Origin of the sequence: Bradyrhizobium sp. CCGE-LA001 (genome assembly GCF_000296215.2) — a bacterium.
In the GTDB taxonomy this organism is placed as follows: Bacteria; Pseudomonadota; Alphaproteobacteria; order Rhizobiales; family Xanthobacteraceae; genus Bradyrhizobium.
This window is the reverse complement of record NZ_CP013949.1, coordinates 2648352-2674383: the sequence shown is the minus strand read 5'-3', so window position 1 is coordinate 2674383 and position 26032 is coordinate 2648352. Positions and strand designations below refer to the sequence as shown.

The 26032-nt window shown below is 64.3% G+C and carries 26 protein-coding genes; 11 read left to right on the top strand and 15 right to left on the bottom strand.

Annotated elements, in window-relative coordinates; all coding sequences use genetic code 11:
• Positions 1–68 precede the first annotated feature (68 nt).
• Genes BCCGELA001_RS12565 through BCCGELA001_RS12545 form a run of 5 tightly spaced genes read left to right on the top strand, consistent with a single transcriptional unit; the run spans position 69 to position 3837 of the window.
• Positions 69–890, top strand: coding sequence for an ABC transporter permease (locus tag BCCGELA001_RS12565; protein WP_008550508.1), 822 nt, complete (start codon positions 69–71; stop codon positions 888–890).
• Positions 887–1693: an ABC transporter permease gene (locus tag BCCGELA001_RS12560; protein WP_008550510.1), complete on the top strand. Its 807-nt coding sequence runs from the start codon at positions 887–889 to the stop codon at positions 1691–1693. Before BCCGELA001_RS12565 ends, BCCGELA001_RS12560 begins: the two co-directional genes overlap by 4 nt.
• Positions 1690–2448, top strand: coding sequence for an ABC transporter ATP-binding protein (locus BCCGELA001_RS12555; protein WP_008550512.1), 759 nt, complete (start codon positions 1690–1692; stop codon positions 2446–2448). The genes BCCGELA001_RS12560 and BCCGELA001_RS12555 overlap by 4 nt, the downstream gene beginning before the upstream one ends.
• Positions 2445–2777, top strand: coding sequence for a hypothetical protein (locus tag BCCGELA001_RS12550; protein WP_008550514.1), 333 nt, complete (start codon positions 2445–2447; stop codon positions 2775–2777). Before BCCGELA001_RS12555 ends, BCCGELA001_RS12550 begins: the two co-directional genes overlap by 4 nt.
• A 4-nt stretch (positions 2778–2781) precedes the next feature.
• Complete coding sequence (locus tag BCCGELA001_RS12545) at positions 2782–3837, top strand: ABC transporter substrate-binding protein (RefSeq protein WP_060735423.1); 1056 nt, start codon at positions 2782–2784, stop codon at positions 3835–3837.
• 118 nt (positions 3838–3955) lie between these two features.
• Here the strand turns inward: BCCGELA001_RS12545 and BCCGELA001_RS12540 are convergent, their stop codons facing one another.
• The 4 genes from BCCGELA001_RS12540 to BCCGELA001_RS12525 form a co-directional block, all read right to left on the bottom strand.
• Complete coding sequence (locus BCCGELA001_RS12540) at positions 3956–5509, bottom strand: peroxidase family protein (protein WP_008550527.1); 1554 nt, start codon at positions 5507–5509, stop codon at positions 3956–3958.
• 247 nt (positions 5510–5756) lie between these two features.
• On the bottom strand, positions 5757–6029 hold the full coding sequence (locus BCCGELA001_RS12535; RefSeq protein ID WP_060735422.1) for a hypothetical protein: 273 nt from the start codon (positions 6027–6029) through the stop codon (positions 5757–5759).
• Between the two features lie 143 nt (positions 6030–6172).
• Positions 6173–6907: a cytochrome c biogenesis CcdA family protein gene (locus BCCGELA001_RS12530; RefSeq protein WP_060735421.1), complete on the bottom strand. Its 735-nt coding sequence runs from the start codon at positions 6905–6907 to the stop codon at positions 6173–6175.
• Between the two features lie 202 nt (positions 6908–7109).
• The gene (locus BCCGELA001_RS12525) at positions 7110–7376 is read right to left on the bottom strand and encodes a hypothetical protein (protein WP_060735420.1); all 267 of its coding nucleotides are present in this window, start codon (positions 7374–7376) and stop codon (positions 7110–7112) included.
• Between the two features lie 482 nt (positions 7377–7858).
• Here BCCGELA001_RS12525 and BCCGELA001_RS12520 point away from each other — a divergent pair, with 482 nt between their 5' ends.
• From BCCGELA001_RS12520 to BCCGELA001_RS12505, 4 genes are all read left to right on the top strand, one after another.
• Positions 7859–8908, top strand: coding sequence for a LysR family transcriptional regulator (locus BCCGELA001_RS12520; RefSeq protein ID WP_060735419.1), 1050 nt, complete (start codon positions 7859–7861; stop codon positions 8906–8908).
• A gap of 29 nt (positions 8909–8937) precedes the next feature.
• Entirely contained in the window at positions 8938–9309 is a 372-nt protein-coding gene (locus tag BCCGELA001_RS12515) for a helix-turn-helix domain-containing protein (RefSeq protein WP_020608151.1), read from the top strand.
• 289 nt (positions 9310–9598) lie between these two features.
• Entirely contained in the window at positions 9599–10420 is an 822-nt protein-coding gene (locus BCCGELA001_RS12510; RefSeq protein WP_060737631.1) for an enoyl-CoA hydratase, read from the top strand.
• A 104-nt stretch (positions 10421–10524) separates the two neighbouring features.
• On the top strand, positions 10525–10812 hold the full coding sequence (locus tag BCCGELA001_RS12505) for a hypothetical protein (protein WP_008550548.1): 288 nt from the start codon (positions 10525–10527) through the stop codon (positions 10810–10812).
• Between the two features lie 49 nt (positions 10813–10861).
• Here BCCGELA001_RS12505 and BCCGELA001_RS12500 read toward each other — a convergent pair whose 3' ends face one another.
• From BCCGELA001_RS12500 to BCCGELA001_RS12465, 8 genes are all read right to left on the bottom strand, one after another.
• Positions 10862–11941, bottom strand: a complete 1080-nt coding sequence (locus BCCGELA001_RS12500) for an isocitrate/isopropylmalate dehydrogenase family protein (protein ID WP_008550550.1) — start codon at positions 11939–11941, stop codon at positions 10862–10864.
• A gap of 141 nt (positions 11942–12082) precedes the next feature.
• Positions 12083–13150, bottom strand: a complete 1068-nt coding sequence (locus BCCGELA001_RS12495) for an alcohol dehydrogenase (protein WP_008550552.1) — start codon at positions 13148–13150, stop codon at positions 12083–12085.
• A gap of 75 nt (positions 13151–13225) precedes the next feature.
• Entirely contained in the window at positions 13226–14197 is a 972-nt protein-coding gene (locus BCCGELA001_RS12490) for an ABC transporter ATP-binding protein (protein ID WP_060735418.1), read from the bottom strand.
• Positions 14194–15186 carry an ABC transporter ATP-binding protein gene (locus BCCGELA001_RS12485; RefSeq protein WP_060735417.1) on the bottom strand — a complete coding sequence of 331 codons (993 nt, stop codon included), beginning with the start codon at positions 15184–15186 and terminating at the stop codon, positions 14194–14196. The genes BCCGELA001_RS12490 and BCCGELA001_RS12485 overlap by 4 nt, the downstream gene beginning before the upstream one ends.
• Complete coding sequence (locus BCCGELA001_RS12480; protein ID WP_008550567.1) at positions 15183–16052, bottom strand: ABC transporter permease; 870 nt, start codon at positions 16050–16052, stop codon at positions 15183–15185. Before BCCGELA001_RS12480 ends, BCCGELA001_RS12485 begins: the two co-directional genes overlap by 4 nt.
• Entirely contained in the window at positions 16039–16989 is a 951-nt protein-coding gene (locus BCCGELA001_RS12475; protein WP_008550569.1) for an ABC transporter permease, read from the bottom strand. The genes BCCGELA001_RS12480 and BCCGELA001_RS12475 overlap by 14 nt, the downstream gene beginning before the upstream one ends.
• 7 nt (positions 16990–16996) lie before the next feature.
• Positions 16997–18535, bottom strand: a complete 1539-nt coding sequence (locus tag BCCGELA001_RS12470) for an ABC transporter substrate-binding protein (RefSeq protein WP_060735416.1) — start codon at positions 18533–18535, stop codon at positions 16997–16999.
• A 132-nt stretch (positions 18536–18667) separates the two neighbouring features.
• Complete coding sequence (locus tag BCCGELA001_RS12465) at positions 18668–19864, bottom strand: CaiB/BaiF CoA transferase family protein (protein WP_060735415.1); 1197 nt, start codon at positions 19862–19864, stop codon at positions 18668–18670.
• 194 nt (positions 19865–20058) lie between these two features.
• On the opposite strand from BCCGELA001_RS12465, the gene glgA reads away from it, so the two are divergent.
• A complete protein-coding gene (glgA, locus tag BCCGELA001_RS12460; protein ID WP_060735414.1) occupies positions 20059–21474 on the top strand; it encodes a glycogen synthase GlgA in 1416 nt (471 codons plus the stop codon).
• Between the two features lie 338 nt (positions 21475–21812).
• Here the strand turns inward: glgA and BCCGELA001_RS12455 are convergent, their stop codons facing one another.
• Positions 21813–22763, bottom strand: coding sequence for an oxygenase MpaB family protein (locus BCCGELA001_RS12455; RefSeq protein ID WP_060735413.1), 951 nt, complete (start codon positions 22761–22763; stop codon positions 21813–21815).
• Between the two features lie 80 nt (positions 22764–22843).
• A complete protein-coding gene (locus BCCGELA001_RS12450) occupies positions 22844–23992 on the bottom strand; it encodes a patatin-like phospholipase family protein (protein ID WP_008550605.1) in 1149 nt (382 codons plus the stop codon).
• A 195-nt stretch (positions 23993–24187) separates the two neighbouring features.
• Between BCCGELA001_RS12450 and BCCGELA001_RS12445 the strand changes: the two genes are divergently transcribed.
• The gene (locus tag BCCGELA001_RS12445; protein WP_008550606.1) at positions 24188–25075 is read left to right on the top strand and encodes a LysR family transcriptional regulator; all 888 of its coding nucleotides are present in this window, start codon (positions 24188–24190) and stop codon (positions 25073–25075) included.
• Between the two features lie 193 nt (positions 25076–25268).
• Here BCCGELA001_RS12445 and BCCGELA001_RS12440 read toward each other — a convergent pair whose 3' ends face one another.
• The gene (locus BCCGELA001_RS12440; protein ID WP_008550609.1) at positions 25269–25985 is read right to left on the bottom strand and encodes a peroxiredoxin-like family protein; all 717 of its coding nucleotides are present in this window, start codon (positions 25983–25985) and stop codon (positions 25269–25271) included.
• Positions 25986–26032 lie beyond the last annotated feature (47 nt).

Here is a 26032-nt window from a genome sequence, read left to right as displayed (position 1 = left end):
CGCGGTGTTGGGAATAACGATCAGCGTGAAATGCCGGAACAGGCATAGCTGAACGTCAGGGAGGTCAAATGCAGGTGACGGGCAGTGTAAAAGGCCGATCGTCGCGACTGGTCCGCAGCGTCAATTCGCTGGCGGGAGCTGCGATGTTCGTCGCGCCGCTGCTTGCGCTGGTCGCGATCTGGGCCATCGTCGTCCCGCTGTTCAACGTCAATCCGCGCGTGTTCCCCTCGGTCGGTGCGGTCGGCGGGGCTGCGATGGAGTCGATCCGCGACGGCACGTTGTTCGCCCATGTCGGCGCCAGCCTGGTGCGCGTCGGCCTCGGCACGCTGATCGGCATTGTCACGGCCGTGCCGCTCGGCATCGCCATGGGCGTGAGTCCGACGGTGGCAGCCTTCCTCACGCCGCTGTTCCGCTTCTTCTCGGTGCTCGCCGGCATCGCCTGGATCCCGATCGCGACCTTGTGGTTCGGCTACGGCTTCGGCGCGATCGTCTTCGTGATCTTCAACGCCGTGTTTTTCGTCGTCGCCTACAACACCCTGCTCGGGGTCAGGACCATTCCGCACACGCTGCGCAATGCCGCCGCCGCGCTCGGTGCGGGACGCTGGGCGCTGCTGACCGAGGTGCTGCTGCCGGGGGCGCTGCCCAACATCGTCACTGGCATCCGCACCGGCCTCGGCTTTGCCTGGCGCGGCCTGATCGCCGCCGAGATGATCGCGACCAATGTCGGGCTCGGCTACATGCTGTTCGTCGCACGCGATTTCTACCGCACCGAGGTGATCGTGTTCGGCATGATCGTGATCGGCGTGCTCTGGCTTCTGATTGACCGTCTGCTGCTGGTTCCGCTGGAGCGCGCGACCATCGAGCGATGGGGAATGGTGAGGCGCGCATGAATTTGATGCTGCAAATCTGGGCCGGCTACGCCCGCCTGACCCGGCGCTGGCCGGGGCTCGCCGCGATCATTCCCTTCATCCCGGTGCTGGCGCTGTGGACGGCCGTCAGCGAGGCCGGCTTGTTTCCGCGCGCATTCTTCCCGGGACCCGCCGATGTCGTACGTGCCTTCTTCACGCTGACCTACAAGGGCATTCTGCCCGATTATCTCCAGGACAGCCTGATACGCCTCGCGACGGGCGCGGCTGTCGGTATGGCGATCGGCATTCCCTTAGGCGTCCTGATCGGCACCAGTCGCCGGGCCCACCGCATCTGCTGGCCGGTGCTGCTGTTCTTCCAGGCCATCGGCGACATTGCCTGGCTGCCGATCCTCCTGATCTGGTTCGGCTTCGGACTGACGACGATGACCTTCGTCATCGTCTACACCGTGCTGTTCCCCGTGGTGCTCAACACCGTGCTCGGCGTCGAATCCGTACCGCGCGACCTGGCACGCGCAGCTCTGAGCCTGGGCGCCTCGCGCGCACGCGTGCTCTGGGAGGTGACACTGCCGGGCGCGTTGCCCAACATCATCACGGGCCTGCGCAATGGCTTGGGCTATGGCTGGCGCGCGCTGATCGCGGTCGAGATGATCGTCGGCACGTCGGGCATCGGATTCATGATGTTCGACGCCCGCCGCGCCGGCTCGACCGTCGAGATCCTGCTCGGCATGATCATTCTCGGATTGCTCTGGTACATCGTCGATGCCTGGATTCTCGCGCCGCTCGAGCGCGCGACCGGCCAGCGCTGGGGATTGGTGACATCATGAAGACGCTCTCGCTGCGCAATCTCGGCAAGACCTATTTCGATCCTTACGCAGGTGCCCATGTCACCGCCGTTCACGACGTCTCGCTGGACGTCGAGCCCGGCGAATTCATCTCGGTGGTCGGCCCCTCCGGCTGCGGCAAGACGACGATCCTGAACATGATCGCCGGGTTCATCCCTTACTCGAAGGGGGACATCCTGCTCGACGGCAAGCCGGTGCATGGACCCGGCCCCGAGCGCGGTGTCGTGTTCCAGTCCTTCGCGCTGTTTCCCTGGAAGACGGTGCTCGACAATGTCGGCTTCGGCCCGAAGATGCGCGGCGTGCCGAAGGCGGAGCGCGACCGCATCGCGCGCGAATACCTCGCGCTCGCAGGATTGTCGCACGCGGCGCACCGCTACCCCAACGAACTTTCCGGCGGCATGCAGCAGCGCGTCGGCGTGGTGCGCGCACTCGCCAACAATCCCGACGTCCTGCTGATGGACGAGCCGTTCGCGAGCGTCGACGCACAGACCCGCATGACGCTCCAGGAGGAGCTGACCCGCATCTGGCAGGAGCGCAAGCCGACGGTGATCTTCATCACGCATGATGTGTCGGAAGCCGTGTTTCTCGCCAATCGCGTGGTCGTGCTGTCGAAAGGACGCGTGCTCGATCAGATCGCGGTCGACCTTCCGCGTCCCCGCATCTGGGACGATCTCGTCAAGGATGACCACTTCAAGCAGCTCTCCGCGCGCGTGCTCCAGATGGTGCGTGCGGCATGAGCATCGCCTCCGATGTCTTGCGCTCGTCGAAAGGCCGCGTCGTGCTTGGCGTCGTTGCGGCATGGGCGCTGTTTCAGCTCTGGCTGACGATGGCCGCGCCGGGAAAGATCGCGGCGGAGCTGAAGGGCACATCGGAAAAGGTGAACGTACAGATCGAGCTGCCGTTCACGCCGGAGCGCTTCCACGTGCTGGCGTTCCAGCAATACGGGCGCGTCTCGGGAACGGACGAGCATTCGATCGAACTTCGTGGCGTCAAAAGAACGGACCTCAGGGCCGTTGCTCGCCCCTATTGGGTGACGGCGGTGGGGCCGATAAAAGAGGGAGGCTGAGACTATGAAACGACTCATGTTGCTTGGACTGGCGCTTCTCGCCGGCATGGTGCCGGCAAGCGCCCAGACCCTGACGAAACTCAAGGCCGGCATGGTGACCGGCATCGACCAGATCGGCCTGCCGATCGCGCTCGAGCGCGGCTTCTTCGAGAAATACGGGCTCGATGTCACGATCGCACGCCCCTACGCGACCGGCGTCGACGCGCTGAACGCATTGCAGGCCGGCGAAAGCGAGATCGTGCAGGTCGGCGTGCCCATGATCGGCGCCGTGCTGCGCGGCATGGACCTCGTCGCACTCGGCAATTACAGCGGCAATGCCACCAAGGCCGGCTCCGACGCGACCATGGCGATCATCGCGCGCGAAGGTTCGGGCATCGTCAAGGGCGACCTCTCCACGCTGAAGGGCAAGAAGATCGCGGCGTCCTTCGGCACCATCAATCATCTCTACATCCTGGCGACGCTGGAGAAGGCCGGGCTGAAGCCCGATGACGTGACGCTGGTCAACACGCCGCCGCCGGACATGACCGTCGCCCTGCTCGCCAAGGGCATCGATGCGTTCTCGGGCTGGGATCCCTGGCCGATCGTCGCGGGTAAGGACGTGCCGGGGGCGGTCGAGATCATCAGGGGCGGCGACGTGATCTCCTATCTCGGCTTCAACGTCGCGCTACGCCCCTGGGTGCAGGCCAACGGCGAGACCATCGAGAAATTCCTCGCCGCCGTCTCCGAGGCCGATCAGTGGATGCGCAAGAATCCGAAGCAGGCGGCGCAAGTCGCCACGCGTTGGATTCCGGGACTGAAGCAGGACGTCGCCGAGGCCGCGATGCAGTTCAACATCCAGCAAGCGGACCGCCGGCTATCGGCGAACAATTACCGCGCGCTCTGGAGTGCCGAAGATCGGCTCGCCCGCCTCGGCATCCTCAAATCGACCTTCGACGTCAATACGCATATCGAGCCGAAGCACATTCTCAAGGTCATGAAGGATCGGCCGGAACTGTTCGCCGACTTGCCGCCGATCCCGGAGTCGGCGGCGATCTCGCCGGGTTACGTGTTCAAGCCTTGAGTCTTTTGCAAACATCGAGACCGGCGCGCTGAGCGAGCCGGTCTCGCGATCGTCTGCAACCCTAAGCGTCTCCAGCCCCGGCGTCATTGATGCAACCGGCGATCGCCGGGCATCCCACCTAGACGGTCGAGATACCATCGATCGGGCTGATATCGCCGACGAATCGCAGCAGGTCGGCCATCGTGAATTCGCCCGGCACCTGCGACGGAAGCGTCGGCTTCCAGGTCTTGCCCTTGAGCCAAAGGTACGACTGGCGATCGCCATGAACGAGGCCGACGAAGACCTCGGCAAGCAACGTCGCGCCAACCGGCCCGAGCCGTTCACCACCGCCCCGCTGCTCTGCCTCCTTGAGGATGTAGTACCAGAGCGGCGTGTGCTCGTGCAGACCATGTATCTTCGCCACCGCGCCGTCGCTGCCCTTCGAGATTTCTTCCGGCGTCAGTGGATTCTTGATCTTCATGGCCTTGGCCACGTCCTGCCCGGACGGCAATCCCAGGAGCACCCCGCGCTTGAGATTGCGGAACGGCAGGCTACCGCCGTCGCCTGGCAAAGTGTGGAGTTGCGGCACGACGAAGGGGTCGATCTTGCGAGATGCATTCAATGCCACCCCTGCCGGATTGGAGGGCAGGACCTGGTAATAGCGGCGCCAATCGATGATCCAATTGCTTGAAAGCACCGGAAGCGGGAGCGGCGGCTGGATCGGATCGGGCGCGAGATCTCCAATGATGCCTCCCGAGAGCCCGGTGAACTTGAACAGCAAATCGAGCGTCGCGGGAATGTTGCCAGCTCCGAACGTGAAGATCCTGTTGTGACTGTAGGCTTCACGAACCATGCTGTGGCCGAGGCGATAGACAGCAGCGGAAAACTCCACGGGCATGTAAGGCGTCTTCTTGAAGCGATAGAAGCGCCGACCCTGCTCGAGGATCTTCGCCACGATCCCCCTCTCGGTGATCCGCTCCACGAAGTCGTGCAAGACCATCCACTGGTAATGCCAGGTTACGATCCGGCGCGCTTCCTCGAAGATTTCACCGGGCGGCTTACCAGCCGCCGCGAGCTGATCGCAAACCTTGTTGTGAAACTTCAGCATAGCAAGATGGGTTTGCGCGACGACGAGGTTCTCGTCGTTGCGATGGTCGCCGATCAGCGCGAACCCTTCGGGGCTGCGCGGAAGATCGTTTCGATGATTTCCGGTGACGTTTCCAAGCGGGACGTTGACGGTCTTGCCGATCAGGAGCTTGGGTCCCGGAGTCCTGCCGCTGTCGGTGGCAGAATTGCGCGCGTACAGGTGGCGGCTTCCGTCGGGACCGAGACCATACACGCTGTCGAGGTCGAGCGCCGGCGTGCGGAAATTCTGCACAGCCATGGGATCGGCCTCCTTGTCGCCAAAGGAGGTCAGGTCCAGCGTGATGTCATGATCGACGAATTGTCCGAGATAGGTGAAGCCGGCGGGCACGTTGACATTGTTTCCCGCAGCGTCGCCAGGAGCGGAATCCTTCATCGCATCGGCGAGCTCATGCAGCGGACCGTCGTCGACGGCCAGAGGCTCGAGTGCCGGAAACATCCGACCGAACATGCCGGGATCATCGTGTCCGGTCAGCGTATCCAGAAATTGCCGCGTCGGTTGACGTCCGGCTTTGCCGTGGCCGGGCTGAACGTTTACGTCGGTTCCCATCGCTTGCTCCTGCTTGAAATGCTGAAAGGGAGAGGGGCGACGAAGGTGTCGATTGTTCCAAAATGCTCGTTTCAGTATAGGTCTTTGAAAATTGCCCCTCAGGGTGCAGTACGATGAAATATTACCATAGATTGCATTCTGCAGAGAGCTTCTGCAGCGAGGCGTTTTGCCCCACCAACGACACAGGCTTTTGATCGGCTGGAGCTCAAACCAAAAAGACTAAGGCGCGATCAACGCGCCATCGCGCTCAGCGTCTTGCAGTGAACTGCGCCCAGATCTCGGCGTCCGTATAGAAGTCAACGCCGCCGTCCAGATCTCTCACCAGCCACTCGCCAAGATAAACGATCTGAGTGCCGCTGCGCCGCGCGTGGCGGAGCTCGAATTTTCCCTCAGCATCCTTCTGCAGCGAGCAGGTCGATTGAACCCAACTCGGCCACTCCTGAAACGGCTGTCCGACGAACTGCCAAGCAACCAAAGCGGCGTTGTTGGGCAACGGCTCTAAAACCAGTGTCTTGTTCACGCGATCTCCATCATGCAGTTGTCCCTGCTGCAACGCCTCGGGACCGGAAAGGTTTGATATCTCTCGACTGCAGGAGAGCATGTCCCGGCTCGCGCAGTGGTCCTCAAGATCCGGTTTTCCACCCGTGAAAACACGGTTCCACCCTACCCGATCGTTTGCAACGCCGGGAACGTCTCCAGCAGCCAGATGCTCACATTCGAGACTGCGCCGGTGAGGAAGCCGATGCCGGCGATCACCATCAACACGCCCATGGCACGCTCGACATTGACGAGCTGGCCCTTCATCCGCGCGAACAGCGCGGAGAACTGCTCGATCATCAGGGCGGCGAGCAGGAAGGGAATACCGAGCCCGGCGGAATAGACGGCGAGCAGGCCCGCGCCCTTGGTCACCGTCGCCTCCGCCGCGGCGATCGAGAGGATCGCCGCGAGGATCGGGCCGATGCAGGGTGTCCAGCCGAAGGCGAAAGCGAGCCCCATGATGTAGGCGCCCCACAGCCCGACGGGTTTCGGAATCGGCAGCCGGCCCTCGCGCATCAACAGACCGATCCGTGTCAGGCCGAGGAAGTGCAGGCCCATGATGATGATGATGACGATGCCGGCGAGGATCGACAGTTCGCCCGACCAGGCGCGGATCAGCCCGCCGATCAGCGAAGCACTGGCGCCGAGCGCCACGAACACCGTGGAGAAGCCGAGCACGAACAGGAGCGCCGACATCAGGATCGCGCGCTTGGATGCCGCAGCCGGCTTGTCGCTCTCGACATGCTCGATCGTGGCGCCCGTGAGGTAGATCAGATAAGGCGGGACCAGAGGCAGGACGCAAGGCGAGAGGAAGCTGACGAGGCCGGCAATCAGCGCCGCCGGGATCGAAACATTTTGCATGATGCAATCGGAGCCATCTCAGGCCCGGCACGACGCGACGGAAGCGCGCGCCCTGAGCCGAACCGGCTCTGGTGTAGCCGATGCCGGAGAATGCGCAACAGAGGGGCGCAAAACCAGGGCTCCTCCCGATGCCATCCGTGATCACAGATACGGCATCGGGACGCGCACAAATCTCGCCAAACAGCGAGATTCGGCGGCGCGGCTACTTCACCACGCGGAGCAGCGGACGCCGGGGCTGGACCTGCGCCTGCTTGGAAGGGGACGACGGTTCGCTCGCAGCGCTCCGCAGCATTTCGTCGCACAATGCCTTGAGATCGGCATCGTCAATTCCTTTGAGCTTCATCCTGACGTCGAGGATGACAATGGACAGCAGCTCGGCCGATTCGCGGCTGTTGCTCGCAATGAGAACCCTCCGGCACTCCTCGAGCGTTTCCAGCACCGACTGCAAATGTTCGTCTGAATGCGACACCGGCGTTCTTTCCGTTATTTCGGGCTGCGAGACGTTGATGTGACGACCCCTTCGGCCCCCGTGGAGACCAGAAGATAGCACGAGGCCGCTTTGCCTCCGAACATGATTTCCGCGTGTTTCCGCGGCGAAACCGCGGTTCCCGCGCACATCGTCCCACGATGCCGCAAGCGAGCGTCGGAGCGATCCGAAGCAAGACGCCTCGCGCGTTGTGATTGATCCATCCGGAAGGCCGTCAACGACTCTCGCGCAGGGACGTCCATTCCGGACAGCGCCAGCAATCCCGCAGCCGTCTCGAGGCTTGCAACGGAACTCACGCGATACCCCTCAAACGGACGATAACTTGCCCGATTCCCAGCCCGTGGCAGCACTCAAATACCGCTCGCGAGATAGTAAGGATGACGTTCAAAACTCATCATCCCGCAACCCGCCGTGGTTGTGGTTTGCGCCAGATTCTGCCAGTTTAGCGTCCTGAAGGGAATTGTATGCACTCCTTGGCGGAAAGGGGCGTTCCGCTGGAAGAACGCCCAAAACCAAACCTCGGCGGCCTCTCGGATTGGGACGCGGCCCGCATATTTCTGGAAGTCGTTCGATGCGGAAGTTTCCGCTCGGCGGCCGAACGCCTTTCGCTATCGATCAACGCCGTCCGCCGCCGGATCGATGATTTCGAGCGCCAGACCGGCACCACCCTCTTTACCCGCGACGTTCACGGCACGCATCTGACCGACGAAGGCGCGATGGTGGTCTCGGCCGTCGAGCGTATGGAGGCGGCCGCCTTCGACGTGCTGCGCACCAGCGATTCCACGGCCAACGCGCTGTCCGGCGAGGTCCGTGTCGCCGTGACCGAGGGACTTGGGACGTTCTGGCTCGCCCCGCGGCTGGTCGAGTTTCAGCAGGCTTATCCGAAGATCCTGGTCGACCTGCATTGCGCAATGCGCTCGGCCGACGTCTCCCGCCACGAGGCCGACGTCGCCATCCATCTGTCGCGTCCGTCGGCGCTCGACGTCAAGCTGGTGCGGCTCGGCCGCATGCATCTGATGTTCTGGGCCGCCGAGAAATACATCGCAAAACACGGCGCGCCGCGTTCGGCGGCCGAATTGATCAAGCACCGCCTGGTGCTGCAATTCGCCGACCAGCTCGCCGCCAAGGAATCTTTCGAGAGCTTCTTCCCGGGCGTTTCGGAGCGTGACCTTCTGGTCATGAAGACCAACGTCTCGAGCGCCAACTATTGGGCGGTCGCAAATGGCGCGGGCATCGGCGTCTTCCCGAGCTACGCCATTGCGCTCGGCGGGAAATTGATTCCACTGGAGGTCGAGCTGAACCGACCGCTGGATATCTGGCTATCCTACCATCCCGGTAGCGGACGGATTCCGCGCGTACGGCACATGATTGACTGGCTGATCGAGGCTTTCAATCCAGCTCGTTTCCCGTGGTTTAAGGAAGAGTTCGTGCATCCGCATGAATTCAAGGACTCCTATATGGGCGAACCCCTGACCCAGCTCTTCGGGGGATTTTCAACCGAAGAACAACGGTGAGAACGAAGATGAAAGCAGCGGCGAAGAGAATGAAGCAGCGCAGTGCCGGCAAGCCGGACATTGAGCTTGGCAAGCGGATCCGGTTGCGGCGCGTCGAGATGAAGATCTCGCAGGCCGAGCTGGGCGAGAAGCTGGGCGTCAGCTTCCAGCAGGTCCAGAAATACGAGAAGGGCGTCAATCGCGTCGGCGCGGCTCGGCTTCAGCAGATCGCCTCGGCCCTCGATGTGCCCGTGACCTTCTTCTATGACGGCGACAACAAGGCGCGCGAAGTGGAGAGCCTGCTCTTCCTCGACAGCGCCTTCAGCCTGCGGCTGCTGCGCGCCTACAGCAAGATCAAGGACCAGACAGTGCAGCGTCAGCTCGTCTCGCTGATGGAATCGATCGCCGCGAACGAAAGCTGAGATCGATCGACGGTCCGGCCTTCAACGGCCGACGTTCAATCCGCCGCGTCACGGGGATGCGGCCGGATTGGACCAGACCGAGCGGGATATGCTGTGCCGCGCGCTTGCGCACGGACTGTCTTGGGGCGGCATGGCCGCCCCTTTTTCTTCGCCGTTTGGTACCGTCCCCGAACCTTGCGCGCCCCATGCAATCGCAGCACAGGCGGATGCAAGCGCGCCTATCCCGTTCCCGTTGACCGTCGCGATGCCCGCGCAGCACATTGCACTCGCCATAACCAGCGAGCGCGCGATGTCCGACATATCAAGCACCGCCGAAACGGCTTACGCCGACGGCAAGATCCTGACGCACACGACCAGCGGCGTCGGCGTGATCACCTTCAACAACCCCGGCAAGCGCAACGCGATGTCGCTGGAAATGTGGGAGGGGTTCGGCGCGGCGCTGACGAGCCTGCGCGACGACGACACCGTGCGCGTCGTGATCCTGCGTGGCGCAGGTGGCAAAGCATTCGTGTCAGGGGCCGACATCAGCCAGTTCGAGAAGACTCGCCATAACGCGGCGGCTTCAGAGGAATATGCCAGGCGCAGCGCTGCCCAGCGCGAGCTGCTCGCCGACTATCCCAAACCGACCATCGCCTGCATCCAGGGCTTTTGTCTCGGCGGCGGCATGCAGGTCGCGATGCTCGCCGATATCCGCATCGCCTCGCCCGACAGCCAGTTCGGCATTCCCGCCGCCAGGCTCGGCATCGCCTATGGCTATGATGGCTTGCGGCACCTGGTCTCGCTGGTCGGCCCGTCCTGGGCACGTCTTCTGATGTACACCGGCATGCGCATCGATTCCGCCGAGGCACTGCGCATCGGCCTCGTCGAGCGCATCTTCCCGGTCGACGATCTCTGGGCCGAGACCATGGGGCTCGCGCACACCATTTCCGAGAACGCGCCGCTCGCGATCAAGGCGGCCAAGATCACCATCGCGCAGGTTCTGAAGGACGAGAGCCAGCGCGACATGGACGCGATCAAGGCGATCGGCAATGCCTGCATGGACTCCCAGGATTTTCGCGAGGGCCGGCAGGCCTTCATGGAAAAGCGCAGGCCCAAGTTTCAGGGGCGCTGAATCTGAACCAACGTTCAGGAAGATTAAATTCTTCGGACAATTCAATGCAGTAGCAACCAGGTGATCCGTCAAAAGTTCTCCCGCCACCAACGAGGGAGATTGCGATGACACTCAAATTTGCTGTTCTTGGTCTGGCTGCCATCGGCGGTGTGGCGCTCGCGTCGGGACCGGCGCTCGCGGCAATGCCGAACGGCATCCCGCAAGCAGACAAGATTGCAGGTGGTCCCGCCGCAGAGGTCGATCAGGTGCGCTGGGTCTGCAACCCCTGGGGACGCTGCTTCTGGCGACCGAACTATTACCGCTCCTACGGCTATTACGGCGGTCCCCGCTTCTACGGTGCGCGCCCGTGGGGTTGGCGCCATCACCATCACCGCCATTGGCGCCGCTGGTAACCACGAAGGGGCCTGCGGGCCCCTCTTTCTTTGACCCGGCTTTCTCTGCCTACAGCGCCGCGAGCACCGCCTTGGTGATGTCGGCGGTGCCGTTGCTGCCGCCGAACTCCATTGGCTTGATGCCGCCGGCATAGACCTGGTCCACCGCACGCTCGATCGTCTCGCCGGCTTCCGCCGCACTCTCGACGCCGTGCTTGTCGGCGAGCCAGTCCAGCATCATCGCTGCCGACAGGATCATGCCGGTGGGATTGGCCTTGCCCTGCCCCATGATGTCGGGCGCGGTGCCGTGGCACGGCTGAAACACGGCGTATTTGTCGCCGATGTCGGCTGACGGCGCCATGCCGAGACCGCCGATCAGGCTCGCGGTGATGTCGGAGACGATGTCGCCGAACATGTTCTCCATCACCATCACGTCGAAATCCCAGGGCCGCTTGACCAGCATCGCCGAGCAGGCATCGACATAGAGCCGGTCGGTCTTCACATTGGGATGCTTCTTCTCGATCTCGTCGAAGATACCGCGGAAGAAGGCAAACGCCTTGAACACGTTCGCCTTATCGACGCAGGTGAGCGCACCGGGCTTGCCGCGCGCCTTGCGCCGTTCGGCGAGGCGGAACGAGAACTCGAACAGGCGCTCGGAGGTCCTGCGCGTGATCACCATGGTCTCGCGCGCATCCTCATGGGTGACGATGCCCTTGCCCATCGAGGCGAACAAGCCTTCGGTCGACTCCCTGATCACGACGAGATCGATGCCGCGCGTGTCCGCGCCGACGATCGGACTCGGCACGCCCGGAATGAGCCGCGCCGGACGCACGCCGGCGTAGAGATCGAAGATGAAGCGCAGCTCGATCTGCGGCGCGATCTCGGTGTTGTCGGGGTAGCGTACCGACGGCAACCCGCAGGCCCCGAGCAGGATCGCGTCCGCCTCCTCGCACAGCTTGATGGTCGAGTCAGGCATCGACTTGCCGGTGGCGAGATAATTGTTGGCGCCGGCCGGCGCCTCGGTGAAGCGGAAGCTCAGGCCGGATTTCTGCTCGACCTTGCGCAGCACCTCGATGGCCGGCGCCATGACCTCGGGACCGATACCGTCACCGGCAAGCACGGCAATGTGGAAGGCGTTGTTTGCGGGCATTGGGATTCCTGAGTGAAGGAAGGTGTAGCCTCGTCATTGCGAGGAGCTCTTGCGACGAAGCAATCCAGAAATGCATCCGCAGAGACAGTCTGGATTGCTTCGTCGCTTCGCTCCTCGCAATGACGGAGGAGAGAGCGTCCGTTACGGCGTCAGCACCGTGCGTCCGACCACAGCGCCCTGCTGCAACTGCACCAGCGCATCGTTGGCCTTCGCGAGCGGTGCGGTCGTCACCGGGATCGGTGGCACCTTCTTCGTGCGCACGAGGTCGAGCAGCTCCTGAGTCTCGCGCAGATTGCCGACATAGCTGCCCTGGATCGTGATGGCCTTGATCGGAATCAGCGGCAGCGCCCAGGTCGCGCCGCCGCCGAACAGGCCGACGATCACGAGCTTGCCGCCCTTGGTGAGGCAATCGAAGCCGAGCTGCGTCGTGGCGGCGTTGCCGACGAGATCGATCACGGCCCGGATCGGCCCGCCCGCTTTCTTCGCAAGCTGCTCCAGTGCATCCGGCGCCTTGGGATCGACGGTCGCGAGCGCGCCGGCCTTCTCCGCCGCTTCGCGCTTCCTGGCGTCGATGTCGACCATGATCGCGCCCTTGCCGCCCATCGCCTTCAGCAGCGACAGCGCCATTAGGCCGAGGCCGCCGGCGCCGAACATCACGATCGGCGTATCGAAATGCTGCTCCACCTTTTTCAGCGCGCTGTAGGTGGTGACGCCCGAGCAGGCATAGGGCGCGGTCGTCGCCGGGTCGAGCCCTTTCAGATTGAGCAGATAGCGCGGATGCGGCACCAGCATGTGATCGGAGTAGCCGCCGTCGCAATAGACCCCGAGAGAGCGCGGCGTGAGGCACATGTTCTCGTCACCGGCCAGGCATGTCGCGCACTTGCCGCAGCCGATCCAGGGATAGACGAGGCCGACATCGCCGTGCCTGAGATCGCCCTGATCGGTCGGCTTCACATCGGGACCGAAAGCGAGAACCTCACCGACGGTCTCATGGCCCATGGTCAGCGGCAGGTTGATGCCGCGATCCTTCAGCGACAGCGGCTTGCGGCCATGGCCGAGATCGTAGCCACCCTCCCAGATGTGGAGGTCGCTGTGGCAGACGCCGGCGGCCTTGACCTTGATCAGCACCTGCGTGCCCGACGGCTGCGGCGTCGCCTCGTCGACCTCCTGCAGCGGCGCCTTGAAATCGGCAACCTTGAAACTCTTCATCGGCGTCCTCCCGCATGCTTCTCGTTGTCGCGTCACCATGCCATGGCCGGCAAGGCGAGACAAACCGGTCTTAGTTCAGGCCAGCGGATGGTGGCAAGCGGCGAACTGGCCGGGCGCGACCTCGCGCAACTCCGGTATCTCCGCGCTGCATTGCTGATCGGCGCGCGGGCAGCGGGTGCGGAAGCGGCAGCCGGACGGCGGCGCAATCGGCGATGGCGGCTCGCCGGCCGCCACACTCTCGGCGGGACGCACGTCCGGATCGGGCACCGGGATCGCCTGCAACAGCAGCCCGGTATAGGGATGTGCAGGCTTTGCGAACAACTGCTCCGAGGGCCCGACCTCGCAGAGCCGGCCGAGATACATCACCGCGACACGGTCGCTGACGGCTTTCACGACTGCGAGATCATGCGCGATGAACAGCAGCGTCAGACCGAAGCGCGCCTTCATCTCTTCCAGCAGATTGAGGATCTGCGCCCGGATGGAGACGTCGAGCGCCGACACCGGCTCGTCGCAGACGATGAACTCGGGATTGAGCACCAGCGCGCGCGCGATGCAGATGCGCTGGCACTGGCCGCCGGAGAATTCATGCGGCAGGCGGCCCGCCACGAGATCAGGATCGAGCCCGACCGCGGAGAGCACCTCGTGAACGCGTCTTTTGCGCTCGGCGGCATCCTTGACGCCGGCGATAATCAACGGCTCTGCCACGATGTCGCCGATGCGCCGGCGCGGATTGAGCGAGGCGATCGGATCCTGGAAGATCAGCTGCACGCGGCGACGCATCTTGCGCAGCGCCTCGCCCTGCATTGCGGTCAGATCCTCGCCGTCAAACATCACCTGGCCGGATTTGGCGCGGCGCAATTGCAGCACCGCGCGCCCCAGCGTCGACTTGCCGCAGCCGGATTCGCCGACCAGCCCCAGCGTCTCGCCGCGCGCGACCTCGAGGCTGACGCCTGAGACGGCATGCACCGTCTTGTTGCCGAGGCCATATTCGACCACGAGATTGTCGACGTTGAGCAGCGGCGCGGGGCGCACGGCAAGTTGCATCATGCGCCGATCCCCTCGGCCATCCGGATCGGATGGAAGCAGGCATAGAGATGACCGGCCATCTCGGCGCCCTTCAGCTCGGGCTTGGCCTCATGGCAGCGCCCCGCGGCATAGCGGCAGCGCGGCGCAAAGGAGCAGCCCTTCAGCGGCCGCGTCGGATCGGGCGGGCGGCCGGAGATCGCAGGCAGGGGCGTATGCGGTGCGGCCTCCAGCTTCGGAATCGCCGCCAGCAGCGCCTCGGTGTAGGGCATGTGCATGCGCTTGAAGAGTGCAGATGTCGGCGCACGCTCCACCACCCTGCCCGCATACATCACCGCGACCTCGTCGGCGCGGCCGGCGACGACTCCGAGATCATGTGTAATGATGATCATTGCCATGTGCCGGCGGCGCTGCTCACGGGCCAGCAGATCGAGGATCTGCGCCTGGATGGTGACGTCGAGCGCCGTCGTCGGCTCATCCGCGATCAAGAGCTTCGGCTCGCAGGACAGCGCAATTGCGATCGCAATGCGCTGGCGCATGCCGCCGGAGCATTGATGCGGATATTGCGCGAGCCGCTGCTCCGGCGCCGGAATGCCGACGGCGGCGAGCAGCTCGATGCTGCGCTTCTTCGCCGCCGGCGCATCCAGCTCGAGATGCTCCTGGATCGTCTCCATCAACTGGGTGCCGATGGTCAGCACCGGGTTGAGCGAGGTCATGGGATCCTGGAACACGACGGCGAGATCGCGCCCGCGCAGACGGCGCAAGCGTTCTGGATCGAGCCGCACCAGATCCTCGCCGTCGAACATCACGCGTCCGGTGAGTTTTGCCTTCTTCGGCAGCAGCTGAAGCACCGCGCGCGACAGCATGGTCTTGCCGCAGCCGGATTCGCCGACGATGCCGAGCGTGCGGCCGGCGTTAAGCGCGAGATCGACATGATCGACGGCGCGCAGGTTTCCGCGTGGCGTCGGCAGCTCGACCGCGACGTCCTCGATGATCAGCAGCGGGCCGCTCACAGCGCCCCCTGACGCGGGTCGGTCAGCGCCCGCAAAGTATCACCGACGAGGTTGAAGGCCAGCACGGTCAGGAACAGCCCCGTTGCCGGCAGGAAGGCGAGCCGCGGCGCCACGTCGAGACTCTCGCGTCCCTCACCGATCATGCTGCCCCAGCTCGCCATCGGCGGCGGCACGCCAAGGCCGAGAAACGACAGCGCACCCTCGACCACGATGGTGACGGCGACGCCGAGCAGGAAGAAGGCGAGCAGCGGCAGGATCACGTTCGGCAGCAGCTCGCGCAGGATGATGCGGGCATGGCTGGCGCCCAACGCCTCCGCGGCGATCACGAATTCGCGCCGCGCCAGCGTCAGCGTCGCCGCGCGTGCCACGCGCATGAAGGCGGGAATCCCTAGCACGCCGAGGATCATGGTGAGATTGGGAACGGATTGGCCGAGATAGGCCGTCACGGCGAGCGCGAAGATGAGCGGCGGAAAGGCCAGCAGCACGTCCATGCTGCCGACCACCAGCGTCTCGAACCGGCCGCGGAAATAGCCGGCAAAGAGGCCGAGGGCGCCGCCGAAAACGAGACTGATCATCGGCGCGATCAGCCCGACCGTCAGCGAGACGCGCGCGCCGAAGATCAGCCGGGCCAGCTCGTCGCGCCCGAGCCCGTCGGTGCCGAGCCAATGCTCTCTAGAGAACGCGGCACGGCGCTCCAGCATGTCCATGTCGACAGGGTTCTGCAGCGGCAGCACCGGCGCGAGGATCGCAAGTGCGAGAATGATCGCAAGCCAACAACTCGCGAGCCAGAACAGGACGCCGAGCTTGCGCCGGCGAACGGGCGCCGACACGGCCTCGTCTTGAAGTGACAGCTCAAGCGTGGCCATGGCGGATCCTGGGGTCGAGCACGGCGTAGAGCATGTCGACGATGAAGTTCACGATGACGAAGCCGCAGGCGACCAGCAGCACCACGCCCTGGAGGATGACGAGGTCGCGGGTGTAGATCGCGCCGACCAGCAGCCGGCCGATACCGGGCAGCGCAAAAATCGATTCCACGATCAGCGTGCCGCCGAGCAGGCGGCCGATATTGATTCCCGTCACCGTCACCAGCGTCAGCGACGAGGGTTTGAGCGCGTGCACGAACAGGATGCGCGCGGGCGTGAGACCCTTGGCCTTGGCGAGCGCGATGTAATCCTCCTGCAAGGTTGCGATCATGTCGGAGCGCAGCACCCGCATGATCCCCGGCCATTCCGCCAGCGCCAGCGTCAGCGCCGGCAGCACGAAGAAGCGCAGGTTTGCCAGCGGCGCCTCGCTGAACGGCACGTAGCCCGTCGCCGGCAGCCAGCGCAGCTCGACCGCGAACAGATAGATCAGCAGGATCGCAGTCAGAAAAGACGGCATCGACAGCATGGCGAAAGCGCCGCCGGTCATGAAGCGGTCGAACGCGCCGCCGGCACGCGCGGCGCAGGCAATCGCAAGCGGCACGCCGATCAGGAGCCCGATGAACTCGGCCATCAGCATCAACTGCAGCGAGACCGGGATGCGCTCGGCCACCGCCTGGAGCACCGTCTGGCCGGTGCGGAAGGAACGGCCGAGATCGCCCTGCAAGACATGGCCGAGCCAGCTGAGATAGCGCCACCACAGCGGCTGATCGAGCCCCATGTCACGGCGCAGCGCCGCGACATTCTCCGGCGTCGCCTGATCGCCGAGAATGACGAGCGCAAGATCGCCCGGCAGCAGCGACGCGATCAGGAAGGTCAGCAGCGACACGGCGAGCAGAACCGGCAGCATGGCGAGCAGCCGCCGAACGACGAAGTTCAGCATCGCGCGGTCATTCCAGCCAGGTGGTCGAGACGTCGATCACGCCGTTGTAGATCTTCGGAAAGCCTTTCAGCTTGGCACTCGACAGCGCGTAATAGGTGTTCTGGAAGGTCCAGAACCAGATCGCCTCCTTGTTGATCAGGCGGCTGATCGCGCAATAATCCTCGGTGCGCTGGCCGAGATCGGCCGTGACGCGGGCGTGGTCGAGCAGCCGGTCGAGCTCCGGATCGCTGAAGTTGGACAGCGCGAGCGGGCTGCCGCTGCGGAAATTGGCGTACATCTGCGGATCGGGATCGGCGAGATCGACGATGCGCCACGGCGTCAGCTGGAATTGGCGGGTGAAGGCGCGCGATGGAATAGTGGCCTGGTCGACCTGCTCGATCTCCATATTGGCACCGGCGCGCTTCCAGAACTGCTGGAGCACCTGACCGACCATGCGGCCGCGCGGCGTCGCCGTTACCAGCATCTTGAACTCGACCGGCTTGCCGTAGTCCTTGATCAGCGCCTTGGCCTTTTCCACGTCGTACGGCAGCGCGCCGTCGTCCTTGCACTTGACCCAGGAACCGTCGCCGTAGGGATTGCTGGCGGGCCGGCTCAGGCCGTTGCTGATCGCCTGCGACATCTTCGGACGGTCGATCGCCATCACCAGCGCCTGGCGCACGCGGACGTCATCGAACGGCGCCGTCTTGGTGTTGAAGGCATAGACCTGCGCGCCCGAGCCCTTGTAGGTGTGAACGGTGAGCTTGGGGTCCTTCTGCGCCTTCATGATATTGTCGGCGTCGTTCTCGTCGTCCCAGATGATGTCCGCCTCGCCCGATTGCAGCGAAGCAAAGCGCGACTGCGCATCGGGCAGCGGCTTCAGGACGATGCGATCAAGATAGGGGCGGCCCTTGTCCCAATAATCAGGGTTCTTCTCCAGCACCATGCGGTCGCCGGCGGTCCAGGATTTCAGGATGTAGGGCCCGGTGCCAACGGGATTGCGGTTGTAGTCGTCACCCTTGGTCTTCCAGGCCGTCGGCGACTGAATGACGTTATTGGAGCTCTGGATGGTGATCACCGCAGGCAGGTTCACGGAGGGATCGGTGAGATTGTAGACGAGCGTGTAGTCGTCCGGCGCCAGCACCTCCTTGACGTTGGTGATGTAGAAGGCGCAGCGGCACTTGTTGGCGGGATTCTTCTGCCGGTCGAAGTTCTCCTTGAAGGCCTGCGCGTTGAATGGCGTGCCGTCGTGAAATTTCACTCCCTGGCGCAGCTTGAAGGTCCAGCTCATGTAGTCGTCGGAGTGCGTCCAGGACACCGCTAGTTTCGGCGCTGCCTCACCCTTCTCGTTCAGCGTGGTCAGCGTGTCGAAGATCGCGGCGGCGGCGGTGAAGGTCGAGGTGTCGTAGACGCCGACCTTGAGCGGATCGAAGCCTGCGATCTCCAGCTCCTGTCCGACGGTGATGCTGCCGCCCGATTTCTGCGCCTGCGCCGTCGGCGCGACAAGCGCGAATGCCGCAACAAGGAAAATCGGCACGCACTTGCGTGCCACCGCAGCTGCCTTCGTCATGGTTCCTCCCGGGATCCCTCGTCCGATGTTTCGGATCGTTGAATGACTGGGAAGCGAGCTTGACGACAAATGCACGCGACGGCAAGAGGAACGGCTGCGGGCTCGAACGCCGCATGTGCGGCGCAATGTGACTCAATTTGTCGCGGCTGTTTTGCCTGGCGAAACTGGCGCATCCCTTGCGAGGCCGATCTCCTCGCGCAGCGCATCCGTATGCTCGCCGAGCACGGCCATCCTCCTGGCGGGCGCGGTATCGGCTCCCGACATCCGGAACGGCACATTGAGCACCTGGAACGAGCCGCCTTCGTCCTGTACGGATGAGAACGCCTGTCGATGTGCGAGCTGCGGATCGGCCATCGCTTCCGACACGGTGCGATAGGCGGCGGCGGGGACGCCGGCCGCGCCGAGCGCGGCAAGGCATGCGTCGGTCGTGAGCTGCCGTGACCAGGCTTCGACGCCGTCCATCATCTCGACCCAGTTCTCGCGGCGCGCGGCGTAGGTCGAGAAGCGCGGATCTGATATCCATGCGGGACGGCCGATCACCCCCATCAGGGCCTGAAACGACTTCTCGCTGGCGACGGTGATCATGACGTAGCCGTTTGCCGTTTCCGTCGGCCCGAACATCGGGCGCGCGGTCGGCTTCACCGCGAATTGCGAGGTCTGCAACTCGGTCAACGTCAGCGACAACATCGTCTCCAGCATGGAGACGTCGATGTGCTGGCCAAGGCCCGTTACGGTGCGCTGATAGAGCGCAGACGCGATCGCGCCAAAGCCATAGGTGCCGGTGACGACGTCGGCATGATAGATGCCGCAATAATCGGGGCGGTTGCGGCCGGGCTGGTAGGCGAGATGCGCCATGTCGTAGCCGGAGGCGGCGTGGATCACCGGCGCATAGGCCGGCAGCTCGGCTGAGGGGCCGGTCTGGCCGTAGCCCGAGATCGAACAGTAGATCAGCTTCGGATTGACCTGACGCACGCTGTCATAGTCCAGCCCAAGCCGACGCATCACGCCGGGACGAAAGTTCTCGACCAGGATGTCGGCGGTCGCCGCCAGCCGGCGCACCGTCTCCGTGCCGCCCTCGGATTTGAGGTCGAGCACCAGGCTCTTCTTGCCGACATTGAGCTGGCCGAAGGCGGTGCTGCACCCCTGGCGCAGCGGAGGCCTGGTCCGCATCGTCTCGCCGCTGTCGGTCTCGATCTTGATGACCTCGGCGCCCATGTCGGTGAGCATGCGCGTGCAATGGGGACCGGCGATCGTGGTCGAAAAATCCAGGACCCGCAGGCCTGCGAAGGCTTTTGTCGTCGTCCCCTCATGCTTATCTGCTAGCTGCATTCCTGCCTGCGTCCTTGGGGCTCTTAGGAACTGTCGAAGTTCTCTGTTGTTGATGCGGCGACCCTAGAGGGCGGCGACTGAGTAGGAAAGTGTTTACCGAACAGACGTGCCGCGTGGGCGGGCTTGGATAATTCCAGGGCAACTGGACCCGTTCTTGCATAGCAGCAAACGGGATCGACAGAGGGCAGCTGTTCTTGAGGGTCTTGTTCGTCACGACAGAGATGGACGACTTCGTCCGTGTGGGCGGACTCGGAGCCGTTTCCGCTGCCCTGCCCCGCGCCCTTCGCTCCTTTGCCGATATCCGGATCATGCTGCCGGGCTATCGCGACATCATCGAGCAACTCACGCATATTCAGATCGTTGGCCGCTGCCCCGCCTTCGCGGAGATGCCGGCCTGCTCGCTCGGACGGGCCGCGACCAAGGACGGCCTGCCGGTCTACGTGCTGTTGTGCTCACAACTCTATGACCGGCCCGGCAATCCCTATGGCGACGAGTCCGGGCGCGACTGGCCCGACAACGACATCCGCTTCGCGCGCTTTGCCTCGGCAGCCGCTGAACTGGCCATGGGCAAGCTGGACAAGAATTGGGCAGCAGACCTGATCCATGCCAATGACTGGCAGGCCTCGCTCGTGCCGGCCTATCTCGCTTGGCGCGGCGCCAAGCTGCCGTCGATCCTGACCATCCACAACCTCGCCTATCAGGGCCTCTTCCCGAAGGACTCGCTGCGGCGGATCGGCGCACCGGAGAGCTCCTTCCACATCGACGGCGTCGAATTCTACGACCAGGTCTCCTTTCTCAAGGCCGGGCTGGTCTACGCATCGCATCTCACCACCGTCAGCGGCACCTATGCGCGGGAGATCACGACGCAGGAATTCGGCTGCGGTCTCGAAGGCCTGCTTCGCGTCCGCTCCGACGCCGCCGAGCTCACCGGCATCCTCAACGGCATCGACGAGAGCTGGGACCCGCGCTCCTGCGCCCAACTCGCCCAGCAGTTCGGCGCCGGCGACTGGGTCGGCAAGAAGGCCAATGCGGATTACGTTCGCAAGCAGTTCGGGCTCGCGGTGTCGCGCGGCCCGATGTTCGGCATCGTCGCCCGCCTGGTGCACCAGAAGGGCATCGACCTCGTGCTGTCGGCCGCCGACGAGATCGTCGATGCCGGCGGGCAGATCGTGGTCACCGGCTCGGGCGAGCCGGCGCTCGAGCAGGCCCTGATCGACGCGCATCGCCGCCGCCCGGACGCCATCGGCGTCGTGATCGGCTTCAACGATGCCCAGGCGCGCCGCATCTTCGCCGGCAGCGATTTTACTCTGATGCCCTCACGCTTCGAGCCGTGCGGCCTCAGCCAGATGTACGCCCAGCGCTTCGGCTCGCTGCCGATCGGACACCAGACCGGCGGCCTTGCCGAAACCATCAGCGACGGCGAGACCGGCTTCCTGTTCTCGAGGCCCTCGCGCGAATCCTTCCTCGGCGGCGTCCGCCGCGCCTTCGAAGCGTTCATGGCCCAGGACCAGCTCGACACCATGCGCCGCAGCGCCATGGGACGATCGTTCTCCTGGAGCATCTCGGCCGGCAGCTACGGCGCGCTGTACCGGAAGCTGGCAGCGGTGTGAGGCGGAGGCGTTTTCTCCGCCATTGCGAATCCCGTCGCTCAGCCGCCGTCATTGCGAGGAGCTCTTGCGACGAAGCAATCCAGAGTGCCTCCGCGGTGACAGTCTGGATTGCTTCCGCCTTCGCCAAGGCTTCGGCGGACAAGTCGCTGCGAACAATGACGGTGTTGGACGAGTGCGGCTCACTCCCCGCTCGTGCCCCGGACGCAGCGCAGCGCGTCGCCCTTGCGACGTGATGCGCTGCAGAGCCGGGGCCCATGGCGCGTTGGAGTTCGCTGGGTCCCGGCTCTGCGCCGCAACGCGCACGCGTTGCGGCTTGTCCGGGACACAAGATTTGGACCTCATCCCTTCCCGCGCGCATCCATCTGCGGCCGTCCGATCCAGAGCCGATTGAGGCTGCGGACCATCCAGTCGGGCTGTGGTTCACCGCGCAGCCGCGCCTGCGCTTCCTGATAGGGGCCGACATAGCGCAAGCGGTCCGGCAATTTCGGATAGACGCGCCTTATCCATGCCAGCGCGTTGTCCGCCGCCCTCTCGTCCCGCTCATCGAGCTCGAACCCGAAGCCGGTACGTAACCGCTCAGGCAACATCCTTGCCGTGAGCGCGCGATACCATCGCGGCGGACGCAGCCACGGGCGCGCGCCGCTGAAGATTTGCGCGGCGATCTCGCGCGCCGCCGCGCTGACGGTCAGCGTCTCCGACTGCGCCATCGCCGCGTTGTAAGCTGCGAAGCCAGCCCAGTCCGCGGGCAGATCGGTCCCGGTCAGTCCGAACAGGGCGCCGTACAGCCGGCTCTCGGTCCAGTAGCGCTCGCGCTCCGCGCTCGAAAGCGGCGGCACAATGAGATCATGCGCCATCAGCGCCGTCTCGACAAGCGTCGCATGAACCCAGCGCAGCGATGGGATGTCGTTGGCACAATAGCGCGAGCCCGCCGCGAACGGGCCGACAGTCTCGGGCATCGCCCCGACGATCATGCCGTGACGCCGGTGCAATTGCCGGGACGACAGCAGCGCCCGGTCCAGCGAGCCGAACACCATGGGAAAGACGATGTCAAAGGTGCGGTGGAAGCGTCCGATCGGATCGGCAAGGGTTTTCGAATGCTCGGCGATGGCGGCGGCGACCCAGGGATGCGCCAGCTGCAGCAGCAGCGCACGGCCGGCGCCGAGGAAGATCACGGCCTCGCGGTCGATTTGCCAGGTTATCGAGGCCGGGCCGAACACCCCGGCGACCGGTCCCGCCGCATCCGCACGGACATGGTCGAGAGCGGATTCAAGATCGTTCACGGACACCATTTGCAGGGCCTTTCACTGCGGACCAGCAACGATTCGCAATGCCTATGGCAATTCGATGAAGCGAACGGTGGCCTGCGGCCTTACTCCGCTGCTATCGGCATCTCGTCCATATGCTCGTGCAACACGACGCCGGCGAGCGGATCGAATTCGCCGATCCAGGGCTTGCGCGCCAGCACCGACTTCGTATGGGCATAGCCGGCGTGCCATCGCCGCGTGATGCCTGACGGACTGAAGTCGATGTCCTTGGTATGGGTCTCGCGCTCGAGCTGCGGTGTCAGCAGCCGCACCACATGCATGCGGGTCGGACAGCCGTAGCTCATCAGCTCCATCACCGCGGGATCGTTGCGCTCGCTCTCGGGAAGCCGAGCCGCGAGCTCGTTGATAACATGGCGCAAGCGATGGGCCTGCTGCTGTCGCACGATCTGGCTGGCGATGCGGCTGGAATATTGCACGTCCTTGTGCCGGTTCAGCACCTCCGCCATCGTCGTCGGCTCAGGCCCGACGGGATTCCACAGATGCACCGAGAAGATCAGGGAATTCCTGCGTGGATTGTCGTCGAACACGGCTTCAGTCGGCGTATTCGACAGAATGCCGCCGTCCCAATAGAGCTCGCCGTCGATGCGCACGGCCGGGAAGGCCGGCGGTAGTGCACCCGAAGCCATGACGTGCTTCACCGTAATGTCGTCGTCTCGGCTATCGAAATAGCGCATTTCGCTGGTGCCGACATGAGCCGCACCAACCGTCAGGCGCGGCGCGCAGCGATTGACCAGATCGAAATCGACCAGCTCGCTCAGCGTCCTCTCCAGCGGCGCTGTCGAATAATAGCCGGCATGATCGGCGCCGAGCGGATAGGAATCCCCCGCATGCGCCAGCGGATTGGGCCGGAAGAAGCCCGGAATACCGTGGGTCACGGTCGACCAATAGGCCAGCTTTTCGTTGAAACCTGGAAACGCGCTGCGCCAGTCCCAGACTGGCTGCTGCTCCATCCGCTTCCAAAATTCCCTCAAGCGCGCCAGCCGGTGTTCGGGCGCGTTGCCGGCAATCAGGCTCGCATTGATGGCGCCGATCGACGTGCCGATGATCCAGTCCGGCTCGATGCCGGCCTCGTGCAGCGCCTGGTAGACGCCAGCCTGATAAGAGCCGAGCGCACCGCCGCCTTGAAGCACGAGAACAACCTGGCCCGGCAGGTCCATCCCCGTCCGCTGCGCGCTCTTCTGCATGCCATTCATGTCACGCTCCTGTCGAGCTAAGGTTATCAATCGCCGGCGTATGACTATTACCACGTCCTGCCATTCTCGGCAGTCGTCCGCTCTTTGGAAATGCCGCCTGCCTTCCAAAACCATACGCGGGCGCTATCGCCGCCGGGATGTCATTCCCCGCCGCGATCGGCTAGATTCCGGTCGATCCTGCTGGGGAGCCGATCCATGGAAATGCATCAGGTCCGCTATTTCCTCGCGGTCGCGCAGCTCTTGAACTTCACGCGCGCCGCCGAGGAATGCAACGTCACGCAGCCCTCGCTAACGCGCGCGATCAAGCAGCTCGAGGCCGAATTCGGCGGCGACCTGTTTCGTCGCGAGCGGCCTGCTGCGCAACTGACCGAGCTAGGCCAGCGCATGCATCCGCTTCTGAAGCAGTGCTATGACGCCGCTGCCGGCGCGCGCTCGCTTGCCTCCTCGTTCAAGAGCGGCGAGATCGGCGCGCTGCGCATCGCGCTGACCCATTCCATCGATCTTGCGTTGCTGCTCTCGCATCTCTACCAGATCAAGCGGCAGTTCAACCGGCTCGAATTCCGTTTCCTGCGCGGCACCAGCCGTGAGGTCGCCGAATTCCTCAAGAAAGGCGAGGCCGAGCTCGGGATCGCCGCAGAGATCGATGAGGCCTGGGAACGGCTCGACGTCTGGCCGCTCTTCACCGAGAGTTTCGAGCTGGTCGTCGGCGACGGGCATCGCCTGGCCGGCCGCAGCTCGGTCGAGCTGGACGATTTGCGATCGGAGCAGCTTCTCAGCCGGACGTTCTGCGAACATTCCGGCCGGATCTCTGCGAGCTTGCGCGAGCACGGCATCGATATCGAACATGGGCATGAGGTTTCGAACGAGCGCGACCTGATCGAGCTCGTCGAAGCGGACATGGGCATTGCCATGGTGCCGCACACCTCGCCCGTGCCGGAGCGGCTGACCCGCGCCGCCGTCCCGGGCCTGGACGCCCGCCGCACCGTCAACCTCTACGGAGTAGCCGGCAGGCAACGCACCGCCGTAGGCAACGCCGTGATGCGCATGTTGCGCGGCGCGGACTGGCGAGAAATTGCGCGGTAGTATTGCAGAATGATTGCTGCAGTTCTTCCTTCTCCCCCTGTGGGAGAAGGTGGCGCGAAGCGCCGGATGAGGGGTATGGTGCCGCGCACACGACGCAAAGATTTACCGGCGGAGAGAACCCCTCACCCGTCTCGCCGCTACGCGGCGAGCCACCCTCTCCCACAAGAGGAGAGGGCAAAACACTACGCGCAGCTCAATTCTCCCTGCTCGCGTCTTCCAGCGCCGCCAGCAGATCGTCGATCTCCATGCGCTTGCGGAAATCGGGGTCGACGAAGCGGGCCTGCACGACGCCGTCACGTCCGACCACGAACACCGCTGGGATCGGCAGCATCCAGCCGTCGTTGCCGTGGAATCTCGCCATGTCCTGATAGGACAACAGGTCTTGAATCTCGGCACCGAGCCAGATCGCGAGATTGAGCGAGAGCGCATAACCATTGTCGAGATCCGTCAGGACCGGAAATGGCACAGCGGCGTCCGATTTAAGCTGGCGCGTATATTCCTGCGTCTCCGGCATGATCGCGACGACCTGAGCCCCCATCCCCTTGATGCGGCCGAAAGCCTGCACCACCGCGCGGACGTTGAGCCGGCAATAGGGGCACCAATGACCGCGGAAGAACATCACCGCGACCGGCCCGCTTTCCAGCAGCGAAGTAAGCGCGACAAGGCGCCCGCTCTCGTCGGGCAGCATGAACGGAGGCATTGCATCGCCCGGGCGCGGCGCCGTCTCACCGCCGCCGTTGCCGTTCAAGCGCGCGACCAGACGATCGACCGCCTCGCCATAGGCGGGGAAGACCTCGCGGCTGGCGTCGGCATAGGCGCGGAGCTGTTCGTTCAGCGTACCGTCCATGTCGCGGCAGCGCTGGAAGGCAAGCCTGAGCTGTTCGGCATCGGCTGGGGCGAGGTTCGTCATCTTCTGCTCCGGCGTTCAGAGGACGGATACTAGTTTCGCGGTCCGGC